Source organism: Collimonas sp. (assembly GCF_035566375.1).
Taxonomy (GTDB): domain Bacteria; phylum Pseudomonadota; class Gammaproteobacteria; order Burkholderiales; family Burkholderiaceae_D; genus Collimonas.
Genome location: NZ_DATMRK010000084.1, coordinates 13,771 through 32,987, shown reverse-complemented (window position 1 = coordinate 32,987; position 19,217 = coordinate 13,771). Strand labels below are relative to the sequence as shown.

The following is a 19,217-nucleotide window of genomic DNA, read 5'->3' as shown; positions in this document are numbered from 1 at the left end:
AAAAATGCCCGGGATGCTGATGCATCCCGGGCATTTTTATTTTTACACGATTAAAATGCGGTCAAAAAAAACCGCCCGAGAGATTGTCTCGCGGGCGGCTTTTCTTGTTGTGTGAGCTGATGCTTAATCGAACACAGGCGACTCCACGCCCAAAATCTTGTGCAGTTTTGGCGAAGTAGTGGTGTATTGCATGTGGATCTTCTTGTCCGGGAAGATGTAAGGCGCGGCACCGAATGCAGCCAATGCAGCTTCATGGAAGCCCGACAGGATCAGTTTCTTCTTGCCCGGATAGGTGTTGATGTCACCCACCGCGAAGATGCCCGGCACATTGGTTTCAAACTTCTCGGTATCGACCACCTTCAATTGCTTGCGCTCGATATCCAGGCCCCATTCAGCGATAGGGCCGAGTTTTGGCGACAGGCCGAAGAACACCAGCAGGGTATCCAGCGGCAGGCGGCGGGTCACGCCATCCGGGCCAGTGACCTTGATTTCGCTCAGCTTGCCGTCCTTGGCTTCGTGGCCGGTGACCTGGCCGACCAGGAATTGCATTTCGTAGGCTTCGCACATGGCTTTCATCTTGGCGACTGAAGCCGGCGCCGCGCGGAACTCTTCGCGACGATGCAGCAAGACTACCGATTCCGCCTTGCCGACCAGATCCAGCGCCCAGTCCAGCGCCGAATCGCCGCCGCCGCAGATCACCAGGTTCTTGCCGTGGAATTGTGCAGGGTCCTTGACCCGGTAAAACAGCTGCGTATTGTCGTACTGATCGATGCCGTCGACCTTGATGGTGCGCGGCTGGAACGAACCGACACCGGCGGCGATGAAGATGGTTTTGGTTATGAAGCGCGTGCCGGCCGAGGTTTCCAGGTCGAAGCGATTGTCTTCGCGGCGCGCTACCAGCGTCACTTCCTGGTTCAGGTGGAAGGTCGGCTCGAACGGTTCGATTTGCTTGAGCAGGTTGTCGGTCAGTTCCTGGCCGGTACAGACCGGCACTGCCGGGATGTCGTAAATCGGCTTGTCCGGATACAGTTCAACGCACTGGCCGCCGACCACCGGCAGGGAATCGATCACGTGCGCCTTGATTTCCAGCAGGCCGAGTTCGAAGACCTGGAACAGGCCGACCGGACCGGCGCCGACGATCACGGCATCGGTCTCGATTGGCGTATTGTTGGCGGAGTTAAGTGTTGCAAGCTTGACGTTGGTATCCATACGACGATCTGATTCCTGTTTCAGTTGGGTCCTCCAAAACGCCGTTGCGCGTCGTTGTGGTGTGCTAACGATGGCTGCGACGGCGATTGGATTAAAGTTCTCGCGAATTTCTGTCTGACGGCGATAGGTGTTGCGCTGTGGCTGGGGGCAATGGCCTGGCTCAAATTGGCGGCTTGGCGCCGCTGCTGCATTGGCCGCCATTCCATGCAAAGGCGGGCGGCCAAGCTCTAACTTAAGGTTGCAAATTAACGTTGCAAAAATTCCAATTTATCTTTTACATCTTTCCATTCTTCGGCTTCCGCCAAAGGTGCAATGGTTTTGGTGATCGACGGCCAGTGGCGCGACAGGTCTTCATTGATTTTGATGAATTGCTGTTGATCCGCAGGCACATCTTCTTCAGCGTAGATGGCGTTGACCGGGCACTCGGCGACGCAGACTGCGCAATCGATGCACTCGTCGGGGTCGATCGACAGGAAATTCGGGCCTTGGCGGAAACAATCAACCGGGCATACATCCACGCAGTCGGTATAGCGGCAGCGAATGCAGGATTCGGTCACAACGTGGGTCATAACAACAGTCCTATCTGTAAATTTGATCTTGAAGCGGGTCTTGAAGCAAGTCTTCAAGCGGCGGGTGTTTTCCAGCAAGCGGCGCTGTTCTACGCACCCTGTCGCAAAGCCTTGTATTTTAAGGTAATTCCGGCTTTCTCACAAACGGCTGTTATATAGAATCCATATAAGCAAATGTGAAAATCACATTAGCCGCAATTGCCGGTGTTTGATCAGTTTTACCACATCCGGCCGAAGCGTTTTGAGGCTGCCACGCGATCGTTTGCTGATTGCTTGCATCAGCTTGGCAAAATGGCTATCGTGAACGCCTTTGTTGCTACGGAATAATCATGTCATCTCCTTCGGAAAGCTCCACCAAAGCCATTTTTTATGCCTTGGGCGCGAATGGCGGGATTGCATTGGCGAAGTTTGCCGCTGCTATCTATACCGGCTCCGGGGCGATGCTGGCGGAAGCCATCCATTCGCTGGCCGACTGTACCAATCAGGTATTTCTGCTGATCGGCTTGAAAGAAGCCAGGAAACCGGCAAACGCATCCCATCCCATGGGCTACGCGCGGGTGGTGTATTTCTGGGCGATGATGGTGGCGCTGCTGCTGTTTTTTGTCGGCGGCGCGTTTTCAGTGATGGAAGGCATCGAGCATCTGAAACATCCACAGCCGATCAGCGCGCCCTGGATCGCACTGGGTGTGCTGGGAGTATCGGTGGTGCTGGAAGCATTTTCCCTGCGCGGCGCGATGGTGGAAATCCGCAAGATTTCAGACGGCAAGCCATTCATGCAATGGTTTCGCGAAACCCGGCAGTCGGAACTGATGGTGGTGGCAGGGGAGGATATCGCCGCATTGGCGGGGCTAGCGCTGGCGTTTGTTGCCGTGCTGCTGACGGTCGTAACCGGCAATCCGCTATGGGATGCCTGTGGCACGATCGCGGTTGGCGTCTTGCTGATGATCGTCGCGGTGATAGTGATACGCGAAGTCAAGGCCATGGTCACCGGTGAGTCTGCCGCGCCCGAGGTGCATGCCGCCATCAAGGCGCACATCGAAGCCGACGCCGATGTGGCGAGCGTCAGGAATCTGATTTCGATGCAATGGGGCGAGCAGGTGATGATCGCGGTGCAAGCCGTGATGCGGCCGCAGCCTTCCGACGTGGCGCTGGTCGATGCGATCAACCGCATCGAAGCTGGGATCCAGCAGCGTTGGCCGCAGGTGCACTGGTGCTTTTTTGAGCCGGATCATGCCAAGCCGCCGTCAGTTGCCGCAGAGACGGCATAAAAAAACCGTGGCAGCGCAACGAGTACAATAACATTGTCATGTTGTCATCTTTGCTCGGATAATTGTCATAACAGGTAGTTGCCAAGTCCCTGTTGTAAGATGCAACACAGGTTCAGATAGTCCCCCAGGTTTCGCCAGCCATTTTTCCTCACCGCCCTGTATTCAAAGACCATGATCATTACTTCGCTGCTCGATACCGATTTGTATAAATTCACGATGATGCAGGTGGTCTTGCATCATTTTCCCGGAGCTGAAGTCGAGTACCGCTACAAATGCCGTAACCAGGGCGTTGACCTGCGGCCCTATGTCGACGAAATCCGCGATGAAATCGCCGGCCTCTGCCGTTTGCGGTTTCAGGAGCAGGAACTGGCTTATATGAGCAGCATGCGTTTCTTCAAAAGCGATTTCATCGATTTCCTCAGCCTGTTTCATCTACAGCAGAAATACATCAGCGTGCAGCCGTCGGCTGCGGACAACGGTGAAATCGATATCGTGGTCAAAGGGCCGTGGCTGCATACCATCCTGTTTGAAGTGCCGGTGCTGGCGATCGTCAACGAAGTCTATTTCCGTGCGACCCAGAGTGCGCCGGATCATGCCGAAGGGCGCCGCCGCCTACAGAGCAAGATGGCTCTGATTCGCGACGATGCCGCCATGGACGGTTGCAAGGTAGCCGACTACGGCACCCGTCGCCGCTTTTCGCGCAGCTGGCATGAAGAAGTGGTGCAGACTTTGCAGCGCGATTTCGCGCAACATCTGGTCGGCACTTCCAACGTTTATTTCGCCATGAAATACAATTTGACGCCGCTCGGCACGATGGCGCACGAGTATTTGCAAGCCTGCCAGTCGCTCGGCCCGCGGCTGCGCGATTCGCAGATTTTCGGATTTGAAATGTGGGCCAAGGAATATCGCGGCGATCTCGGGATTGCCTTGTCCGACGTCTATGGCATGGCGGCGTTCCTGCGCGACTTCGATTTATATTTCTGCAAATTGTTCGACGGCGCGCGCCACGATTCCGGCGATCCTTTCGAATGGGGCGAGCGCCTGATCAAGCACTATCAAGACAATCGCGTCGATCCATCTACCAAAACCCTGGTGTTTTCCGACAGCCTGGATTTCGGCAAGGTCAACGAGCTGTACCTGCGTTTCAAGGACAGGACCCGGGTGGCCTTCGGCGTCGGTACCAACCTGACCAATGACCTGGGTTACACGCCATTGCAGATCGTGATGAAGATGGTACGTTGCAATGGCCAGCCGGTCGCCAAGCTATCGGATACGCCATCCAAGAATATGTGCGACGACCAGGCCTATCTGAATTACCTGCGCCAGGTTTTCGAGATCGCTGATCCGGTAGCCGCCGCGGTTTAGTGTGTGTGGTGTCTTTGTTATTTATCCGATATTGTTTTCAGAATAAAATAGCCCGCTGTCTTGGTTGCATACCCTTTGCACACCCAGCCGATAACCTTATCCGGAAGATTACATTGCATAAAAAAGTTCTCGCTCTCTTGATCGCATTCCTGCCTCTGGCGGCGCAGGCCGCAGAACTGGACGGAGCCCAATTGTCGATCTGGTGGGGCGTGCCTTTTATCGGTTTGCTGCTGTCGATTGCGCTTGGCCCTTTATTGGCGCCGGTCTTCTGGCACGATCATTTCGGCAAGATTTCGGTGGCCTGGTCGCTGGCTTTCGTGATTCCATGTGCGCTGGGATTCGGTGTGCCGATCGCGATTGCCGGCGTGGTGCATGCCTTCCTGGCAGAGTATTTTCCCTTCATTATTTTATTGACCGCCTTGTTCGTGGTGGCGGGCGGGATTTGCTTGCGCGGCCATTTGCGCGGCACGCCTGCCATGAATACCGGCTTGCTGGCGCTGGGCACCGTGCTGGCCAGTCTGATGGGGACCACCGGCGCAGCGATGCTGCTGATCCGGCCAGTGATCAACGCCAATGAAAACCGCAAGCATACGGTGCACATCATCGTGTTTTTTATCTTCCTGGTGGCAAATGCCGGTGGTGCGCTGACGCCTTTGGGTGATCCGCCGCTGTTTCTAGGTTTCCTGAAAGGCGTCGATTTTTCCTGGACCTTTAAGAATATCTTTGGCCAAACCATGTTCATGTGGGGCACGCTGCTGGTGATTTTTTATTTTCTGGATAATTATTATTTCCATACAAAAGGCGAAGAATTGCCGCCCAAGCCGGATCCGGCGCAACCGGGTGTCAGGCTGCATTTCGAAGGAAAATTCAACTTTGTTTTGCTGGTTGTAGTGGTGCTGCTGGTGTTGATGAGCGGTTTCTGGAAACCGGGAATCAGCTATGACATCTATGGCACGGTGGTGGAATTGCAGAATCTGCTGCGCGACGGCTTGCTGGTGCTGGTGATTCTGGCTTCGCTCTGGCTGACTCCCAAAGTCGCCCGCGAAGGCAATGATTTCAGCTGGGGGCCGATCCTTGAAGTAGCCAAATTGTTTGCCGGGATTTTCGTCACCATCGCTCCGGTGATCGCCATGCTGCGCGCCGGCGAACATGGCGCTTTCGGTCTGGTGGTCAGCGCCGTCACCGGCGCCGACGGCCAACCTAACAATGCCATGTATTTCTGGGCCACCGGCGTACTCTCGTCGTTCCTCGACAATGCGCCAACCTATCTGGTGTTCTTTAATACCGCGTCCGGCGATGCGCTTGAGCTGATGACCAGGCTGGCGGCGACGCTGGCGGCGATTTCCTGCGGCGCAGTGTTCATGGGCGCCAATAGCTATATCGGTAACGCCCCTAATCTGATGGTCAAAGCCATCGCCGAAGAGCGCGGCATCAAGATGCCGTCTTTCTTCGGCTATATGGCTTGGGCTTGCGTGGTGTTGCTGCCTTTGTTTGCTGTGATGACCTTGATTTTTTTCCGCTAACGGTGGTGTGAGCATGAAACCAAAGATATTGATGGCTAGAGCAGTATTCCCTGAAGTGATCGCGAGATTGCAACAGTACTTCGAAGTGGAAAGCAACCAGGAAGACCGCATTTTCAGCGCTGTCGAACTGGCGCAAAAACTGAGCGACAAGGATGGCGTGATCGCCACCGCCAGCGAACGCATTTCAGCGGAATTGCTGCAGGCCAGCCCGCGTCTGAAGGCGGTATGCAATCAAGCCGTCGGTTATAACAATATCGATGTTGCCGCGGCCACCAAGGCCGGGGTAATGGTGACCAATACCCCCGATGTGCTGAATGAAACCACCGCCGATTTCGGCTGGGCTTTGCTGATGGCCACCGCGCGCCGGGTGACGGAGGCTGAGCACTGGCTGCGCGCCGGCCACTGGAAACAATGGCGTTACGATAGTTTTCTGGGCACTGATGTGCATGGCGCCACGCTGGGCATCATCGGCATGGGACGCATCGGCCAGGCGATCGCGCGGCGTTCCTTGGGATTCGATATGCAAGTGCTGTATCACAATCGTTCACGCCTGTCGCCCGAGCTGGAAGCGCGCGCCAACGACGCCCGTTATGTCAGCAAGGAAGAATTGCTGGCGGCGGCTGACCATGTGATCCTGGTGCTGCCGTATTCGCAAGAATCGCACCATACCATCGCAGCTGCCGAGCTGGCTTTGATGAAGCCGGGCGCGACCCTGGTCAATCTGGCGCGCGGCGGCATCGTTGACGATCTGGCATTGATCGCTGCACTGCGCGACAAGAAAATCGCGGCTGCCGGACTCGACGTATTCGAGAACGAGCCGGCGCTGCATCCGGATTTCCTGGCCTTGTCGAATGTGGTGCTGACGCCGCATATCGCCAGCGCTTCCGAGCCTACCCGGCGGGCGATGGCCGATTGTGCGGCGGATAATCTGCTGGCGGCATTGCTGCCGACGGCAGAGCGGAAATGGCCGCCGAACCTGCTCAACCCTGAAGTGCTAGGCCGGGTTACCTTAAGTTAAGCCGGCCTTCCGCTTTAGTCTTTCAGGCCTTCGACCAGGTCGATGTATTGCTGCTGAGCGGCTTCGTTTGCAGTGCCTTTCAGCTCGTTCCAGGCGTCCCATTTGGCACGGCCGACAAAGTCGGTCATGCCAGGGCGCTCGCCTTGCACGTCGCCGCTGCTGCCCTGTTTAAACAACGCATACATTTTCAACATGGTCATGTTGTCCGGGCGCTCGCTCAATGTCTTGGAGTCGGCCTGGGCTTGTTCGAATTGGGCTTGGAGTGTCATTAGAGTCTCGTATGAGTATGAACGGGTCGGGAAAATCGAATCAATCGGTTACGGCGCCGACTACCGCCGAACCTGCTTTAACGGTGCCTTCCACCACGGTAGAGGCAACTCCCACCGCAGCACTGCCGACGCTGACACCGGCGCCGATCACACTGCTGGTGACGCTGACAACGGTACAGCCGGCGAACAGCGGCAGAGTCACCAGCAACGACGCCATGCGGCGTGAGTACAAAACAAATGCAGGCAATGTCATCGGGCGGCCGTTGCAGGTAGATGGAGTGCAGGGGAGCTTATACGCCTAGCAGTTCAACTTCAAAAATCAGGGTAGCGTTGGGTGGAATCACGCCACCGGCGCCGCGCGGGCCATAACCCAGCGCTGCCGGAATGATCAGCTTGCGCACGCCGCCGATTTTCATACCTTGCACGCCTTCATCCCAACCTTTGATGACATGGCCGGCGCCCAGCGGGAATTCGAACGGGTCGCCGCGATCCTTGCTGGAGTCGAACTTCTTGCCTGCGTTGCCATCAGGATTTTGCAACCAACCGGTGTAATGCACGGTCACATGATCGCCTGCTTTGGCTTCAGCGCCGTCGCCAATGGTGACATCTTCGTACTGCAGGCCGGAAACGGTAGTGGTGGTCGACATGGGAGTCCTTTTCTAAATAATCGTCAATGTAGGGCAGCGATCAAGAGTCACCACAGTGTGGTGAATTGCTCTGTCCTGCCAGGTAGTGCAGTGTAAACCAAAATTCGGCCGGCGACCGGTGTCGGAAGGCAATTCCAGCGGCGTTTCGCCATGGCCGGCCAAGTCATTTAAATCTATGGGTGTCATTCATGCGCGGTAAAATAGTCGTTTTTGCTTTTCAGAGTTTTGTTATGTCTGTTGTTAAGTCTGTAGTTAGGTCTGTTTTTGCTCGTCGTTCTGTTGCCGCCGCTTGTGGCTTGTTGGTCGCATTTTCCACTTTTGCGGCTGCGCCTGCCGCCGTAACGTCTGTTCCGTCTGCCTCTGCCAATGCTAATACAGTGGTTGTACTGAATTCGCGCGACGCCACCATTACTTTGCTGGACCAGACAACTTACAAGGAAATCGGTACTTTCCCGGTCGGCAAGGAGCCACATCATCTGATGCCGACACCGGACAACAAATCACTCATCGTAGCCGCTGCTACCGGCGACTCTCTGCTGTTCCTGGACCCGAAAAGCGGCCAGATCCAGAACCAGGTGAAGGATATTGTCGATCCGTATCAAATCGGCTTTTCGCCCGATCAGAAATGGTTTATCGCCAACGGCCTGCGCCTTGATCGCATCGATATCTATGGTTACGACGGCAAGAACCTGAAACTGGCCAAGCGCCTGCCGCTGCCGGCCATGCCTAGCCACATGGCGTTCACCGCCGACAGCAGACTGGCTTTCATCAGCCTGCAGGGCAGCGATGAACTGGCCGCGGTCGATCTGGCTACGCAAAAGGTGAAATGGACCATGCCGATCGGCAAGCAGCCGGCCGGCGTATACATGACTCCCGATAACAAGTATTTGCTGGTGGGCGTGATGGGGAGCGACTACGTGGCCGTGGTTGACTGGCGCAACCAGAAGATCATCAAGAAAATCCAGACCGGCGACGGCGCCCATAATTTCCGTCCGCAGGGCGACAATCGCCATCTGTTTGTTTCTAACCGGGTTGCGGGCACCATCAATGTGCTCGATTTGGATACGCTGGAAAGCGTTGGCAGTATCGCCGTTCCCGGCGGTCCGGATTGCATGGAAGTGACGGCAGACGGCAAAACCATGTGGGTTACCCAGCGCTGGCTGAAGCGGGTTTCGGTAGTCGATCTGACGACACGTAAAGTGATCAAGACGATTCCAGTGGGGCGTTCGCCGCACGGTATCTATTTTCATAATCGCGCTTCTGAATTGTGATGTCCATGGTTCCCGCAAGCAGGCGTAATTTGCTGGCAGCTGCAACTGTAGTGGCGCTGGCAACGCTGGCGCCGGCGACGCTGGCGTTGGCGCAGCCGCAAGCGGCCAAAGCATGCAGCGGCACGATCTACCTGAGTTTCGATACCGGCAGCCAGTCGCAGGCCGAGTACATTGCGCAAACCCTGAGACGGCATCACGTCAAGGCCACTTTTTTCATGGCCAATGAAAAAACCGTGAATGGCGATTACACCCTGGATCCATCCTGGGCGCCATTCTGGAAAACCCTGGTGGCTGACGGCCATGCCTTTGGCAGCCATACTTTCGACCATGTTTACGCCAAGCGCGACCTGGCTGACGGCAAGATTGAAGTGAAACCGCAGTTCGGCGCCAACGCCGGCAAACTGCTGGGCTGGACCCCGCAACAATATTGCGATGAACTGAATCGCGTTGACCAACGCTTCCAAAGCCTGACCGGCGCCCATATCGATCACTTTTGGCGTACTCCCGGCGGCCATCTGACGCCGCATACGCTGGCAGCAGGAGAGGCTTGCGGTTACAAGCATGTGGCGTGGGCCGCAGCCGGTTTCTCCGGTGACGAGTTGCCCAGCGATAAATGGCCGAATCAGATGCTGCTGGAGCGCAGCCTGAAAAATCTCAAGGACGGTGATATTGTCATGGCGCATCTGGGAATCTGGTCGCGTAAAGATCCTTGGGCGCCGGCAGTGCTGGAGCCATTAATCAGCGGCCTTGAGAAAAAAGGTTTTTGTTTTGCCACGCTGCGCGACCATCCGGACTACAAAGGCAACTTGAAAGGACCGGTCGCCGAGCTTAAAACAGGAAAGGCACCATGACAGACACTTTGGTAGATTGGTTTGCCAGCGCTCAGGCATGGCTGTTTCAGTCCGTGGTGCAGCCGCTCATGTTCCATGCCGGTTTCAGCGAATATCTGGAAGACGCCTTCGACGGCACCGAATGGTTCTTGATCGGCGTTTGCGAATTGATCGTCCTGTTTCTCATCCTGCGGCCGCTGGAAGCCATGATCCCGGTGCATGATTTTACCGAACGCCGCGCGCGCTGGACCGATTTTATCTATACCGTGCTGTATCGCCTCGGCGCTTTTTCGGTGCTGGTGTTCTTCCTGGTCGATCCGCTGATGGCAAAGATCACCGAGCTGTTGCATCTGCAGGGGATCAATCCATTCAATCTTGAAAACCTGTTGCCCGGGATTACCGACCGGCCGCTGATCACCTTCCTGGTGTATCTGCTAGTGCTCGATCTGTGCGAATACTGGTACCACCGCGCGCAGCACGGTTTCGGCTGGCTGTGGGGTTTGCACAGCCTGCATCACAGCCAGCAAAACATGAATCTGTGGAGCGACGATCGCAATCACCTGCTCGATGGTTTGATCCATGACGTCGTCATGGCCATGGTGGCGCTGGCGATTGGGGTCGAGCCGGCGCAATATGTGCTGCTGGTATCGGTTACCCGCATGTTGCAAAGCCTGCAACACGCCAATGTACGGATTCACTTTGGCCGCCTGGGCGACGCCATCGTGGTCTCGCCGCGCTTTCATCGCTGGCATCATGCGATTGGCATTGGCCATGAGAGCAAGGGTGGGAGTACTTTGGGCGGCCATAATTTCGGCGTGCTGTTTGCGTTCTGGGATATCTTGTTTCGCAGCGCGCATTTCGGCCAGAGCTTCGAAGCTACCGGCGTGCGCGACCAGTTGCCGACCGCAAGCAGGCCGGCTCGCGACTACGGCCGCGGTTTCTGGTCGCAGCAATGGCTGGGCCTGAAGCGCATGGTCGAATTTGCCAGAAAGCCGTCCCGCTGATGCGCCCGGTACTGGCAGCCTTCGGCCGGGCTTTATTGTCGCAGCTGCATTACCGCATGCTGATGCTGACTTTCCTGCCGTTTGTATTATCGATCGTGATCTGGGGGCTGGCCCTGTGGTGGGGTTTGCAGCCGATGATCGACTGGCTGCAAAAGAATTATTTTGCCGGCAACGATGGCTGGGGAATTGCCAACTATGTTCCCGCCTGGCTGGGTCTGGGCGCGCTCAAGACCGTCATCGTGCCCTGGCTGGCGTTGTGGGCTTTACTGCCGCTGATGATTCTGACCGCCTTGCTGTTCGTCGGCGCGTTCGCCTTGCCGGCCACCGCGCGCCACGTCGGCCGTCGCCACTTTCCCAATCTGGAGCTACGCAAAGGCGGCTCGCTGCTTGGCAGCATCTGGATTTCATTTTCCGCGTTCTTGCTATTCTGCGTATTGTGGCTGGTGACTTTACCGCTGTGGCTGATCCCGCCGTTTGCCTTCCTGGTGCCGCTGGTATTGTGGGGCTGGCTGACGTATCGGGTATTCGCCTACGAAGCCTTGGCGGCGCATGCCGACAAAGATGAAATACGGGCGCTGCTGCGGATTCACCGCTGGCCACTATTGCTGATCGGCGTGATTGCCGGCGCCATGGGCGCTGCGCCGACCATATTGTGGCTGGGCGGCGCCCTGTGGCTGGTGATTTTTCCGGTGTTGGCGGCCGGTTCCATCTGGCTGTACGTACTGGTGTTTGTATTTACCGGCTTGTGGTTTGAATATTATTGCCTGGCGGCGCTGGCCAAATATCGGGCTGGGGTACAGGCTGCTATTATTATGGCTGAACGTGGCGACGTTCAGAGTTAAGGGGGACTTACGCAAAACAGCCCCAGCGGCGTTGCTCCTCCTAGCCGTGCAGGTGCACTGTCTTCGTCGTCAGGGTTTGACAAACCCGTTGCTGGGGCAGTTTTGCGTAAGTCCTATTAAGATCTGCATAGATTGCAATAGCGTTAATACTTTATTCATCCTCAGCTAAACGGCGATCCCCATGGCAATCGGACTTATCATCATCGGCGACGAAATCCTGTCAGGCAGGCGCACCGATAAACACTTTCCGAAAATACTGGAAATGCTTACCACCCGCGGCTTAAGCCTGGACTGGGCAGAATACATAGGCGACGATCCAGCCCGTATCACGGCGACTCTGAAACGTACTTTCGACAGCGACGACATCGTGTTTTGCACCGGCGGCATCGGCGCCACGCCCGACGACCATACGCGTCAATGTGCGGCGGCGGCGCTCGGCGTGCCGCTGGTGCTGCATCCGCAAGCGCGCGAGAAAATCCGCGAACGGATCGCCGATACCGCACGCGATGCCGGACTGGCGCCGGACTACGACACAGCCGATAACCTGCACCGCCTGAAGATGGGCGAGTTTCCGCAGGGCGCCGCCATCATTCCCAATCCGTTTAACAAGATTCCCGGTTTTTCAGTGCCGCACCAGGGAGCGGGGGCGCATTATTTTGCCCCGGGTTTCCCGGTGATGGCGTGGCCCATGTTCGAGTGGGTGCTGGATACCTATTACGCAGACCGCTTCCATCAGAATCCGCAACTGGAGCAATCGGTGCTGGTGTTCGAGGCCATGGAGTCGACGCTGACGCCATTGATGGAAGCCATCGAGGCAGAGTTTCCCTTGGTCAAAGTGTTTAGCCTGCCGCACGTTGGCGATGCCGATACCCGACGTCACATTGATCTAGGCGTCAAAGGCGAGCCGGAGCAAAGTGCGGCAGCGTTCAAGAAAATGCTGTCTGGCCTGGATCAGCTAAAGGTGGATTACCGGCCGGCGTCGTAGCGAGTCCAGCCATTTTCCGTCCTACGCTTTTACCTCACACACTTTCGCCTCGCTTTTACTTGATTAACCAACAGCGTTTGCCGCTAGCGATTAGTGGCAATCCGCTTCTATCTGATTGCCATCACATGTTCGGATTTCTTTTCAAACGCGCAGACCGTACCGACCGCAATACGCCACAACCGGCCCCCGCTCCCCAGGCCGCACAGCGCGCCGAAGCCCGGCAAGTGTCAGATCAGGCCAGAGAGCAAGCGCTGCTGCAGGCACAGGCCCTGACCGACGAAGCTGCGGCAGTGGCGTTCATTTTGCAATCCACTTTTGCCGACGCCCGGTTGTGTGCGGCGCAACAGGTGCAATCGCGTGCGGCTTTGGAACAAGTGCTGCAGGCATGCCGCAATACGGACAGGCGGGTTGCCAAACTGATGCAGGGGCGGCTCGACAGCGAACGCCAGCAGCAACTGATTGCCGGCAAGGCAGCTGCATCCGTAGCGCAAGCGCAGCGCCTGCAGCAAGAGCAGCAGCTGATGCCGAACCAGGTTGCCGAGCTGGACCGTGGCTGGAACGCCAAGGATGTGCCTGCTGAATTGCAGCAACAATTTACCCAGCTGCGGGCCGTGCTGGCCGAGCGTCTGACGGCCCAGGCCGACTTGCAACACAGCGCCATCGGTTTGTTGAGCAGTGTGCGGGCATTGCATCTGCAGATCAAAACGTCGACGGCAGCTGAGGCGCAAAGCCTGCAGGATCTGGACGCACTGGAATCGCAAATGGCCGCCTGCACCAGCCATGCCGAGGCGCAGGTTTTGCCGCGTCATCTGGCGCTTGAGTTTGCGGAAGAAGCGCAAGCGCTGCGCAAACTGCTGGCGGATTTGCAGCAGCATCAATCTGCTTTGCAAATGCGTAACGATTTGCTGGCAAACTGGGAAGCGGCGACCGAGGCGCTGCATCCGGATACATTGAAAAGCGCTTGGTCGGGATTGCCCAGATTGCCAGCGGCACTACTTGACGACGGCTTGGAGCAACGTTATCAGGCACTGTTGAAGCAACATGCCATAGTCCCTAGCAAACCGCAAAAGACCCAGGCTCCGGCAGCGGTGACCGAAACCAGCGAGCGCCCGCAAATTGACGAAGCCTTGGATGGCCTTGAAAAAGCCCTGGAAGACGGCGCGCTGCAAGTGGCGATGGATTTCGACAAGGTATTGCGAGCCATCGATTTCAAGCAACACAAGCCGAGCGCGCTGCAGAGCAGCCGTTTGGCGCAGGCGCGTGGTGAACTGACCCGGCTGCAAGGCTGGGCGCGCTGGGGCGGCAATGTCTCGCGCGAAGAACTGACCAAGGCCGCCCAGGAATTGTCGGAACAGGCACTGGCGCCGGCTGAACTGGCAAAGAAAATCGGCAGCCTGAGGGCGCGCTGGAAATCGCTGGATGGCAATTCGGGGCCCGCACCAAAAATACTGTGGGAAGGATTTGACGCGGCCTGCACTAAGGCCTACGCGCCAGTGGCGGCGCATTTCCAGCAACAGGCTGAACAGCGTCAAGTCAATCAAGTCAGCGCCCGTGCATTGATCGATGAGGTGCAGCAGTATGCCCAAGTGGCTCTGTCGACAGAGATTGCGCCCGACTGGAAAGCCATCGCCCAGTTTTGCCAGCAAAAGCAGCAGGCATGGAAGAGCCTGGGGCCGATCAATCGTAGCGAAAAAAAGGCACTCGATAGCAATTTCGCCACGACTATCCAAACCTTGCTGGCGCCGCTGGCGCAGCAGCAAGGCATCGAAATCGCCAGGCGCGAAAAATTGATTACCGAAGCGGGGCAGTTGCCTGCCAACCAGCGCGATACAGCCGAACGTGTGAAGGAATTGCAACAACGCTGGCAGGAACAAGCCAAGGCGCTGCCTTTGCCGCGTCAGGATGAGCAGGAACTGTGGCAGCGTTTCCGCAATGCATGCGACGCCATCTTTGCCCAGCGCAAGGAGGCGGCGTCCAGCGCCGATGCCGAGCGGCGCGACAATCTGCGCCTGCGTGAAGAGCAATGTGCTGCGCTGGAAGCCGCGCTAACCCAGCCTCAGTCGGAAGGGGAGTTGTCGAAAATCCTGCAACAGGCCCAGCAAGAATGGGCGCGCAGCGGGCAGGTGCCGCGCGCTGTCCAGCCGCAAATCGACGCACGTTTTCAGGCCGCGCTCGGCGCTTTGCAAGCGCGGCTTGACCAGAGTCGACGCCAGGCCGCATTGGCGCAAGCCGATGCCTTGCGCGACAAGTTGATCTTGTGTCAAAAAATTGAAGAGATCATCAGCGCTGCCGATGCTAATGTCGATGCCGCGATCGAATCTGACTGGCGCAACCGCTGGCAAGCATTGCCACGGCTGGCGCCGGCATTTGAAAAAGTCGTCGCGGCGCGTTTCGAACGGGCTTTGCAAAATGCCGGCAACTACGCCGCCACTCTGGAAAGCCAGCGCCCTGTGTTGCAGCAGGAGTTGTTGCGCGCTGAAATCCTGGCCGGCATCGATAGTCCGCCAGCGCTTTCGCGCGAGCGTTTGCAGTTGCAGGTAGAAGTGTTGCAAGCGTCGTTGAAGGCGGGCGGCTCAGCGAAAAATATCGAGCAGCAGCTGTTGCATATTTGTAACTTGCCGGCCCTGATGGATGAGGCGGCGCTGCAGAGGCTGTTGAAACTGGTGGCCCAGGTCAAGCCTTGATACTGCCTCGGCTAATAAACCGCCCAGGCAAAAAAATACCCCGGTAAGCCGGGGTAAGAACGATACCGGTGCTGCCGGGTACCGAGGAGATTCAAGGCAGGCGCGCCAAGAAACCAGGCGCGCCTGCATTACAAATTACTTCTTGGTCGAGCGAGCAGCAGTCTTGGTAGCCGCTTGCGTCAGTTGGTCGACTGCGGTGTTGACGTTGCTTTCCAGAGTTTCAACAGCTTGCTTGGTGCTCTTGGCGAACTGTTCGTAACCGGCGTTGGCGCTGCCGATTGCCGATTTGACGAAAGCGACTGCGCCTTCTGCGCCAGGAGGCACGTTTTTGGATGCCTGGTCAACGAACTCGATGACTTTACGCTTGGTTTCCGCAACTTGGGCTTCTGCCGACTTGGTCAGTTCAGCTTGTGTGCTGGAGGCGATGCTGGCGAAATGACGACCGTAGGCAATCGCTTTTTCTGTGTTCGGCTGGGCCAGCGCTGCGCTCAGTGAGAAAAATTCTTGCGGATCTTTAGCCGCAAACAATTTCTGGGTGGCGGCGTTCGAATCTTCCAGCGAAGCCTTGGCGGCGTTCAGGTTAAGGTCGATCAGCTTTTCCACACCGGCAAATGCCTTGGTAGTGAATTCGGTGAATACGGCCAGGTTGGATTCGAAATTGGCTTTGGCGGCGGCTGAAAATTGTTCTGCAACGGTAGACATGGCTTCTCCTAGGATTCGATGCTGTAAAAAAGACATAAATAGGGCTAAGGGTGGCTAGAATCTAGCCGTCGATTGCGCCTGCCAGTGGTCTTGAATGAACATTGTGCGACGCAACAATTTGATTGTAAATTATTCTGAAACCGTGTCAAGAGATTTTTTGTGCACTGCAATATATTGTTTATACATATTAAGACAAAGCTTATGAAATCAACTTATTAGCGGATCCATGTGTTGTTATTTTGAGCACTCTGCTGTTGACATTTGCTGATGTTAGACTAATCGATTCACCTGATTCCCTGCACCCATCTTGAAAGCCTTTTACAGCGACCATTTTGTTTTGCCTTTGCCGGCCGGCCATCGCTTCCCTATGCAAAAGTACCGGCTGATCCACGAAGCCGCAGTGGCAACCATCAGCGATATCGATTTTCACGAGGCGCCGACCACCAGCGACGGCGTGCTGGCCCTGGCCCACCATCCGCACTATATTGCTGCGGTCAGCGACGGTACTTTGGCCGAGAGTGTGCAAAAGGCGATCGGTTTCCCGTGGACGCCGCAGATGGTGGAGCGTTCGCGACGCTCGGCCGGCGCCACCATCGCCGCCTGTCGCGCCGCCTTGACGGAGCCCGAGCGGATTGCGATCAACCTGGCAGGCGGCACGCATCACGCGTTTGCCGATCAAGGCGCAGGCTTTTGCGTCTTCAACGACGCGGCGATTGCGGCCCGGCTGATGCAGGCCGAACGCAGGGTGCAGCGGGTTGCCATCGTCGATCTGGATGTCCATCAAGGCAACGGCACGGCGGCGATCCTGGCCAAGGACGATTCGATTTTCACCTTGTCGCTGCATGGCGCCCGCAATTATCCTTTCGATAAGGAGTGCAGCGATCTGGATGTGGCGCTGGCGGACGGCACCGGCGACGAGGCTTACCTGAGCGCATTGCAGGATGCGCTGGCCGGCATGTTGGGGCGCTTTTCGCCGCAGCTGATCATTTTCCTGGCTGGCGCCGATCCGCACGAAGGTGATCGGCTAGGGCGTTTGAAGCTGAGTTTTGACGGCTTGGCCCGGCGCGACGCCATGCTGCTGGAAACTGCCAGCCGCCATGCGATACCGGTGGCAATCGCGATGGCCGGCGGCTACGGCAAGAATATACAAGACACGGTAGCGATCCACCTGCAAACTATCACGCTCGCGGCACATTTCGCCCGTCAGCACAGTGCTGCGCAGCGGCCTGCTCAACCCGGATAATTCATGCATTCAGCCAGTCTTCCCTCCGCATCGCGGCCAGCCCATTTCCTGCTAGCGGCTATGCCAATGGTGTTTGTGCTGCTCTGGAGTACCGGCTTTGTGGTGGCCAAATTCGGTTTGCCGTACGCACCGCCGTTGACGTTTCTCTTGTTGCGCTTCGTCGGCGTGCTGCTGGTCCTGCTGCCGTTGGTGTTATTCATGCGCGCGCCCTGGCCGTCGGGCCGGATCGGTCATATCGCGTTTGCCGGAATCTTGCTGCAGGGCGGTTATCTGGCTGGCGTCTGGTGCGCCATCAAGCTCGGCATGCCGGCCGGGGTGTCGGCGCTGATTGTCGGCATGCAGCCTATCCTCACAGCATTTGCGGCGCCCCTGATCGGTGAATCGGTGCGGCCACGGCAATGGCTGGGCCTGTTGCTTGGCATTTGCGGAGTAGGGCTGGTGGTGGCTGCCAAAATTACCCTGATCGGTTTGTCCTGGCAAAGTATCGCGCTGTGTTTGCTGGCTTTGGTCTCGATCACGCTTGGCACGCTGTACCAGAAACGCACATGCCCGCATTTCGATTTGCGCACCGGCACCATCATCCAGTTTGCCGCCTCGATCGTGGTGTTGCTGCCATTTGCTATTTTCTATGAACACCTTGGGCCTAGCCTGGACACGGTGCAATGGACGCCGCGCTTCATAGGCGCACTGCTATGGTCGATACTGGCCTTGTCGATAGGCGCGATCTTCCTGTTGTTTGCACTGATACGCAAGAGCGCGGCAACCCGGGTCACCAGTTTGCTTTACCTGACGCCGCCGACCACGGCGTTGATGGCCTGGCTGATGTTTGGCGAAGTCTTCAATTTGCTGGGCATGGCCGGCATGGCGGTGGCGATATTGGGTGTGGTTTTCGTCATGAAAAAATAAGCGGCGCTTAGCTTAGTTAACGCAAAGCCGTAACTCTAAACCGGCAGCAACATCACCAGCTTCAGCTCGGGCCGGTTGGCCACCCGCAGATTGACTTGCCGATACGACAGCTGGCCCAGCGTCGGATGATTGAAGCGACGTTCGCCGCCTTCTTTTTCAACCACATCGTGCAGATTCCAGGCGCGCTTGAATGCGCTGCTGGCGGCGCTCAGGCGTGTCACCAACTGAGCAATCTCCGGCTGGTCCAGGTACATGCCGCAATCGGCGCGAAATTCTGCCGCAAGACGGCTCGCGCGTTGCTCCCAGTCGCTGATCAAGGCCGCGGCATCGGCGCTGCAGTAGGTGTACTCAAGCAGATTCCTGCTAACGTTTTTTTTGTCCAGCCAGCCGACGAACAAGGTTTTTGCGGCGCGGTTCCAGGCTATCGCATTCCAGTGGCGATCCAGCAGATAAGCCGGGCTCTTGATGGCGCTGGCGACCGCCAGTATTTCATCCGGGATTTCCTTGATCAGCGCATCCTGTACCTGCGGATCCTTTTTGCCGGAGAGTTCAAACAGATAAGCGCGCTTGGCGCGCGACAATTGCAATGCCTCGGCGATTCTAGCCAATGCCGCCGCCGATACCGAGACGCTGCGCCCCTGTTCGATCCAGGTATACCAAGTGACGCTGATATCGCACAACTGAGCGACTTCCTCGCGCCGCAAGCCCGGTGTGCGGCGGCGCGCGCTGTTGCCGCCCAGTCGCAATTCCGCGGTCGCGAGCTGGGTGCGCTGGGTTCTGATGAATTCACCTAGTGTTTTGCGTTTGCCGGCTTGGTCCATGCTTGGTCCATGTTTATCCTGTTGTTTGTGGTACTAGTATAAGCACTAGTCTTGTAACAGG

19 protein-coding genes are annotated in these 19,217 nt (G+C 57.0%); 12 read left to right on the top strand and 7 right to left on the bottom strand.

Annotation, left to right across the window (positions count from 1 at the left end; all coding sequences use genetic code 11):
* Window positions 1–123: 123 nt before the first annotated feature.
* Complete coding sequence (locus VNZ60_RS24530) at window positions 124–1,209, bottom strand: NAD(P)/FAD-dependent oxidoreductase (RefSeq protein ID WP_325663917.1); 1,086 nt, start codon at window positions 1,207–1,209, stop codon at window positions 124–126.
* A 245-nt stretch (window positions 1,210–1,454) separates the two neighbouring features.
* A complete protein-coding gene (gene fdxA / locus VNZ60_RS24525) occupies window positions 1,455–1,778 on the bottom strand; it encodes a ferredoxin FdxA (protein WP_325664152.1) in 324 nt (107 codons plus the stop codon).
* Between the two features lie 329 nt (window positions 1,779–2,107).
* On the opposite strand from fdxA, the gene VNZ60_RS24520 reads away from it, so the two are divergent.
* The 4 genes from VNZ60_RS24520 to VNZ60_RS24505 all read left to right on the top strand — a co-directional run bounded on the left by VNZ60_RS24520 (window position 2,108) and on the right by VNZ60_RS24505 (window position 6,952).
* The gene (locus VNZ60_RS24520; protein WP_325663915.1) at window positions 2,108–3,046 is read left to right on the top strand and encodes a cation diffusion facilitator family transporter; all 939 of its coding nucleotides are present in this window, start codon (window positions 2,108–2,110) and stop codon (window positions 3,044–3,046) included.
* Window positions 3,047–3,217: 171 nt separating this feature from the next.
* On the top strand, window positions 3,218–4,411 hold the full coding sequence (pncB, locus tag VNZ60_RS24515; protein WP_325663913.1) for a nicotinate phosphoribosyltransferase: 1,194 nt from the start codon (window positions 3,218–3,220) through the stop codon (window positions 4,409–4,411).
* A 113-nt stretch (window positions 4,412–4,524) separates the two neighbouring features.
* Window positions 4,525–5,934: a sodium:proton antiporter gene (locus tag VNZ60_RS24510; RefSeq protein WP_325663912.1), complete on the top strand. Its 1,410-nt coding sequence runs from the start codon at window positions 4,525–4,527 to the stop codon at window positions 5,932–5,934.
* A 13-nt stretch (window positions 5,935–5,947) separates the two neighbouring features.
* A complete protein-coding gene (locus tag VNZ60_RS24505; protein ID WP_325663910.1) occupies window positions 5,948–6,952 on the top strand; it encodes a 2-hydroxyacid dehydrogenase in 1,005 nt (334 codons plus the stop codon).
* A gap of 14 nt (window positions 6,953–6,966) precedes the next feature.
* Here VNZ60_RS24505 and VNZ60_RS24500 read toward each other — a convergent pair whose 3' ends face one another.
* From VNZ60_RS24500 to VNZ60_RS24490, 3 genes are read right to left on the bottom strand one after another with little or no spacing between them, the layout of a single operon-like run.
* Window positions 6,967–7,221 (bottom strand): acyl-CoA-binding protein, encoded by a 255-nt coding sequence (locus tag VNZ60_RS24500; protein WP_325663908.1) that lies wholly within the window; start codon window positions 7,219–7,221, stop codon window positions 6,967–6,969.
* A gap of 40 nt (window positions 7,222–7,261) precedes the next feature.
* A complete protein-coding gene (locus tag VNZ60_RS24495) occupies window positions 7,262–7,474 on the bottom strand; it encodes a hypothetical protein (protein ID WP_325663907.1) in 213 nt (70 codons plus the stop codon).
* A gap of 37 nt (window positions 7,475–7,511) precedes the next feature.
* A complete protein-coding gene (locus VNZ60_RS24490) occupies window positions 7,512–7,868 on the bottom strand; it encodes an FKBP-type peptidyl-prolyl cis-trans isomerase (RefSeq protein ID WP_325663905.1) in 357 nt (118 codons plus the stop codon).
* Window positions 7,869–8,056: 188 nt separating this feature from the next.
* Between VNZ60_RS24490 and VNZ60_RS24485 the strand changes: the two genes are divergently transcribed.
* The 6 genes from VNZ60_RS24485 to VNZ60_RS24460 all read left to right on the top strand — a co-directional run bounded on the left by VNZ60_RS24485 (window position 8,057) and on the right by VNZ60_RS24460 (window position 15,484).
* Window positions 8,057–9,139 (top strand): YVTN family beta-propeller repeat protein, encoded by a 1,083-nt coding sequence (locus VNZ60_RS24485; RefSeq protein ID WP_325663903.1) that lies wholly within the window; start codon window positions 8,057–8,059, stop codon window positions 9,137–9,139.
* On the top strand, window positions 9,139–9,990 hold the full coding sequence (locus VNZ60_RS24480) for a polysaccharide deacetylase family protein (RefSeq protein WP_414648968.1): 852 nt from the start codon (window positions 9,139–9,141) through the stop codon (window positions 9,988–9,990). Before VNZ60_RS24485 ends, VNZ60_RS24480 begins: the two co-directional genes overlap by 1 nt.
* Entirely contained in the window at window positions 9,987–10,973 is a 987-nt protein-coding gene (locus VNZ60_RS24475; protein WP_325663901.1) for a sterol desaturase family protein, read from the top strand. Before VNZ60_RS24480 ends, VNZ60_RS24475 begins: the two co-directional genes overlap by 4 nt.
* A complete protein-coding gene (locus VNZ60_RS24470; RefSeq protein ID WP_325663900.1) occupies window positions 10,973–11,815 on the top strand; it encodes an EI24 domain-containing protein in 843 nt (280 codons plus the stop codon). Before VNZ60_RS24475 ends, VNZ60_RS24470 begins: the two co-directional genes overlap by 1 nt.
* A 181-nt stretch (window positions 11,816–11,996) precedes the next feature.
* Window positions 11,997–12,800: a competence/damage-inducible protein A gene (locus VNZ60_RS24465; protein WP_325663898.1), complete on the top strand. Its 804-nt coding sequence runs from the start codon at window positions 11,997–11,999 to the stop codon at window positions 12,798–12,800.
* Window positions 12,801–12,925: 125 nt separating this feature from the next.
* The gene (locus tag VNZ60_RS24460; RefSeq protein WP_325663896.1) at window positions 12,926–15,484 is read left to right on the top strand and encodes a DUF349 domain-containing protein; all 2,559 of its coding nucleotides are present in this window, start codon (window positions 12,926–12,928) and stop codon (window positions 15,482–15,484) included.
* 135 nt (window positions 15,485–15,619) lie between these two features.
* Here VNZ60_RS24460 and VNZ60_RS24455 read toward each other — a convergent pair whose 3' ends face one another.
* Window positions 15,620–16,186, bottom strand: coding sequence for a phasin family protein (locus VNZ60_RS24455; protein ID WP_325663894.1), 567 nt, complete (start codon window positions 16,184–16,186; stop codon window positions 15,620–15,622).
* A gap of 307 nt (window positions 16,187–16,493) precedes the next feature.
* Between VNZ60_RS24455 and VNZ60_RS24450 the strand changes: the two genes are divergently transcribed.
* Both VNZ60_RS24450 and VNZ60_RS24445 read left to right on the top strand, forming a co-directional pair.
* On the top strand, window positions 16,494–17,429 hold the full coding sequence (locus tag VNZ60_RS24450) for a histone deacetylase family protein (RefSeq protein ID WP_325663892.1): 936 nt from the start codon (window positions 16,494–16,496) through the stop codon (window positions 17,427–17,429).
* Between the two features lie 3 nt (window positions 17,430–17,432).
* Window positions 17,433–18,335 (top strand): DMT family transporter, encoded by a 903-nt coding sequence (locus VNZ60_RS24445; protein WP_325663890.1) that lies wholly within the window; start codon window positions 17,433–17,435, stop codon window positions 18,333–18,335.
* Window positions 18,336–18,370: 35 nt separating this feature from the next.
* On the opposite strand, the gene VNZ60_RS24440 is transcribed toward VNZ60_RS24445, so the two are convergent.
* Entirely contained in the window at window positions 18,371–19,156 is a 786-nt protein-coding gene (locus VNZ60_RS24440) for a helix-turn-helix transcriptional regulator (protein ID WP_325663889.1), read from the bottom strand.
* Between the last annotated feature and the right edge of the window lie 61 nt (window positions 19,157–19,217).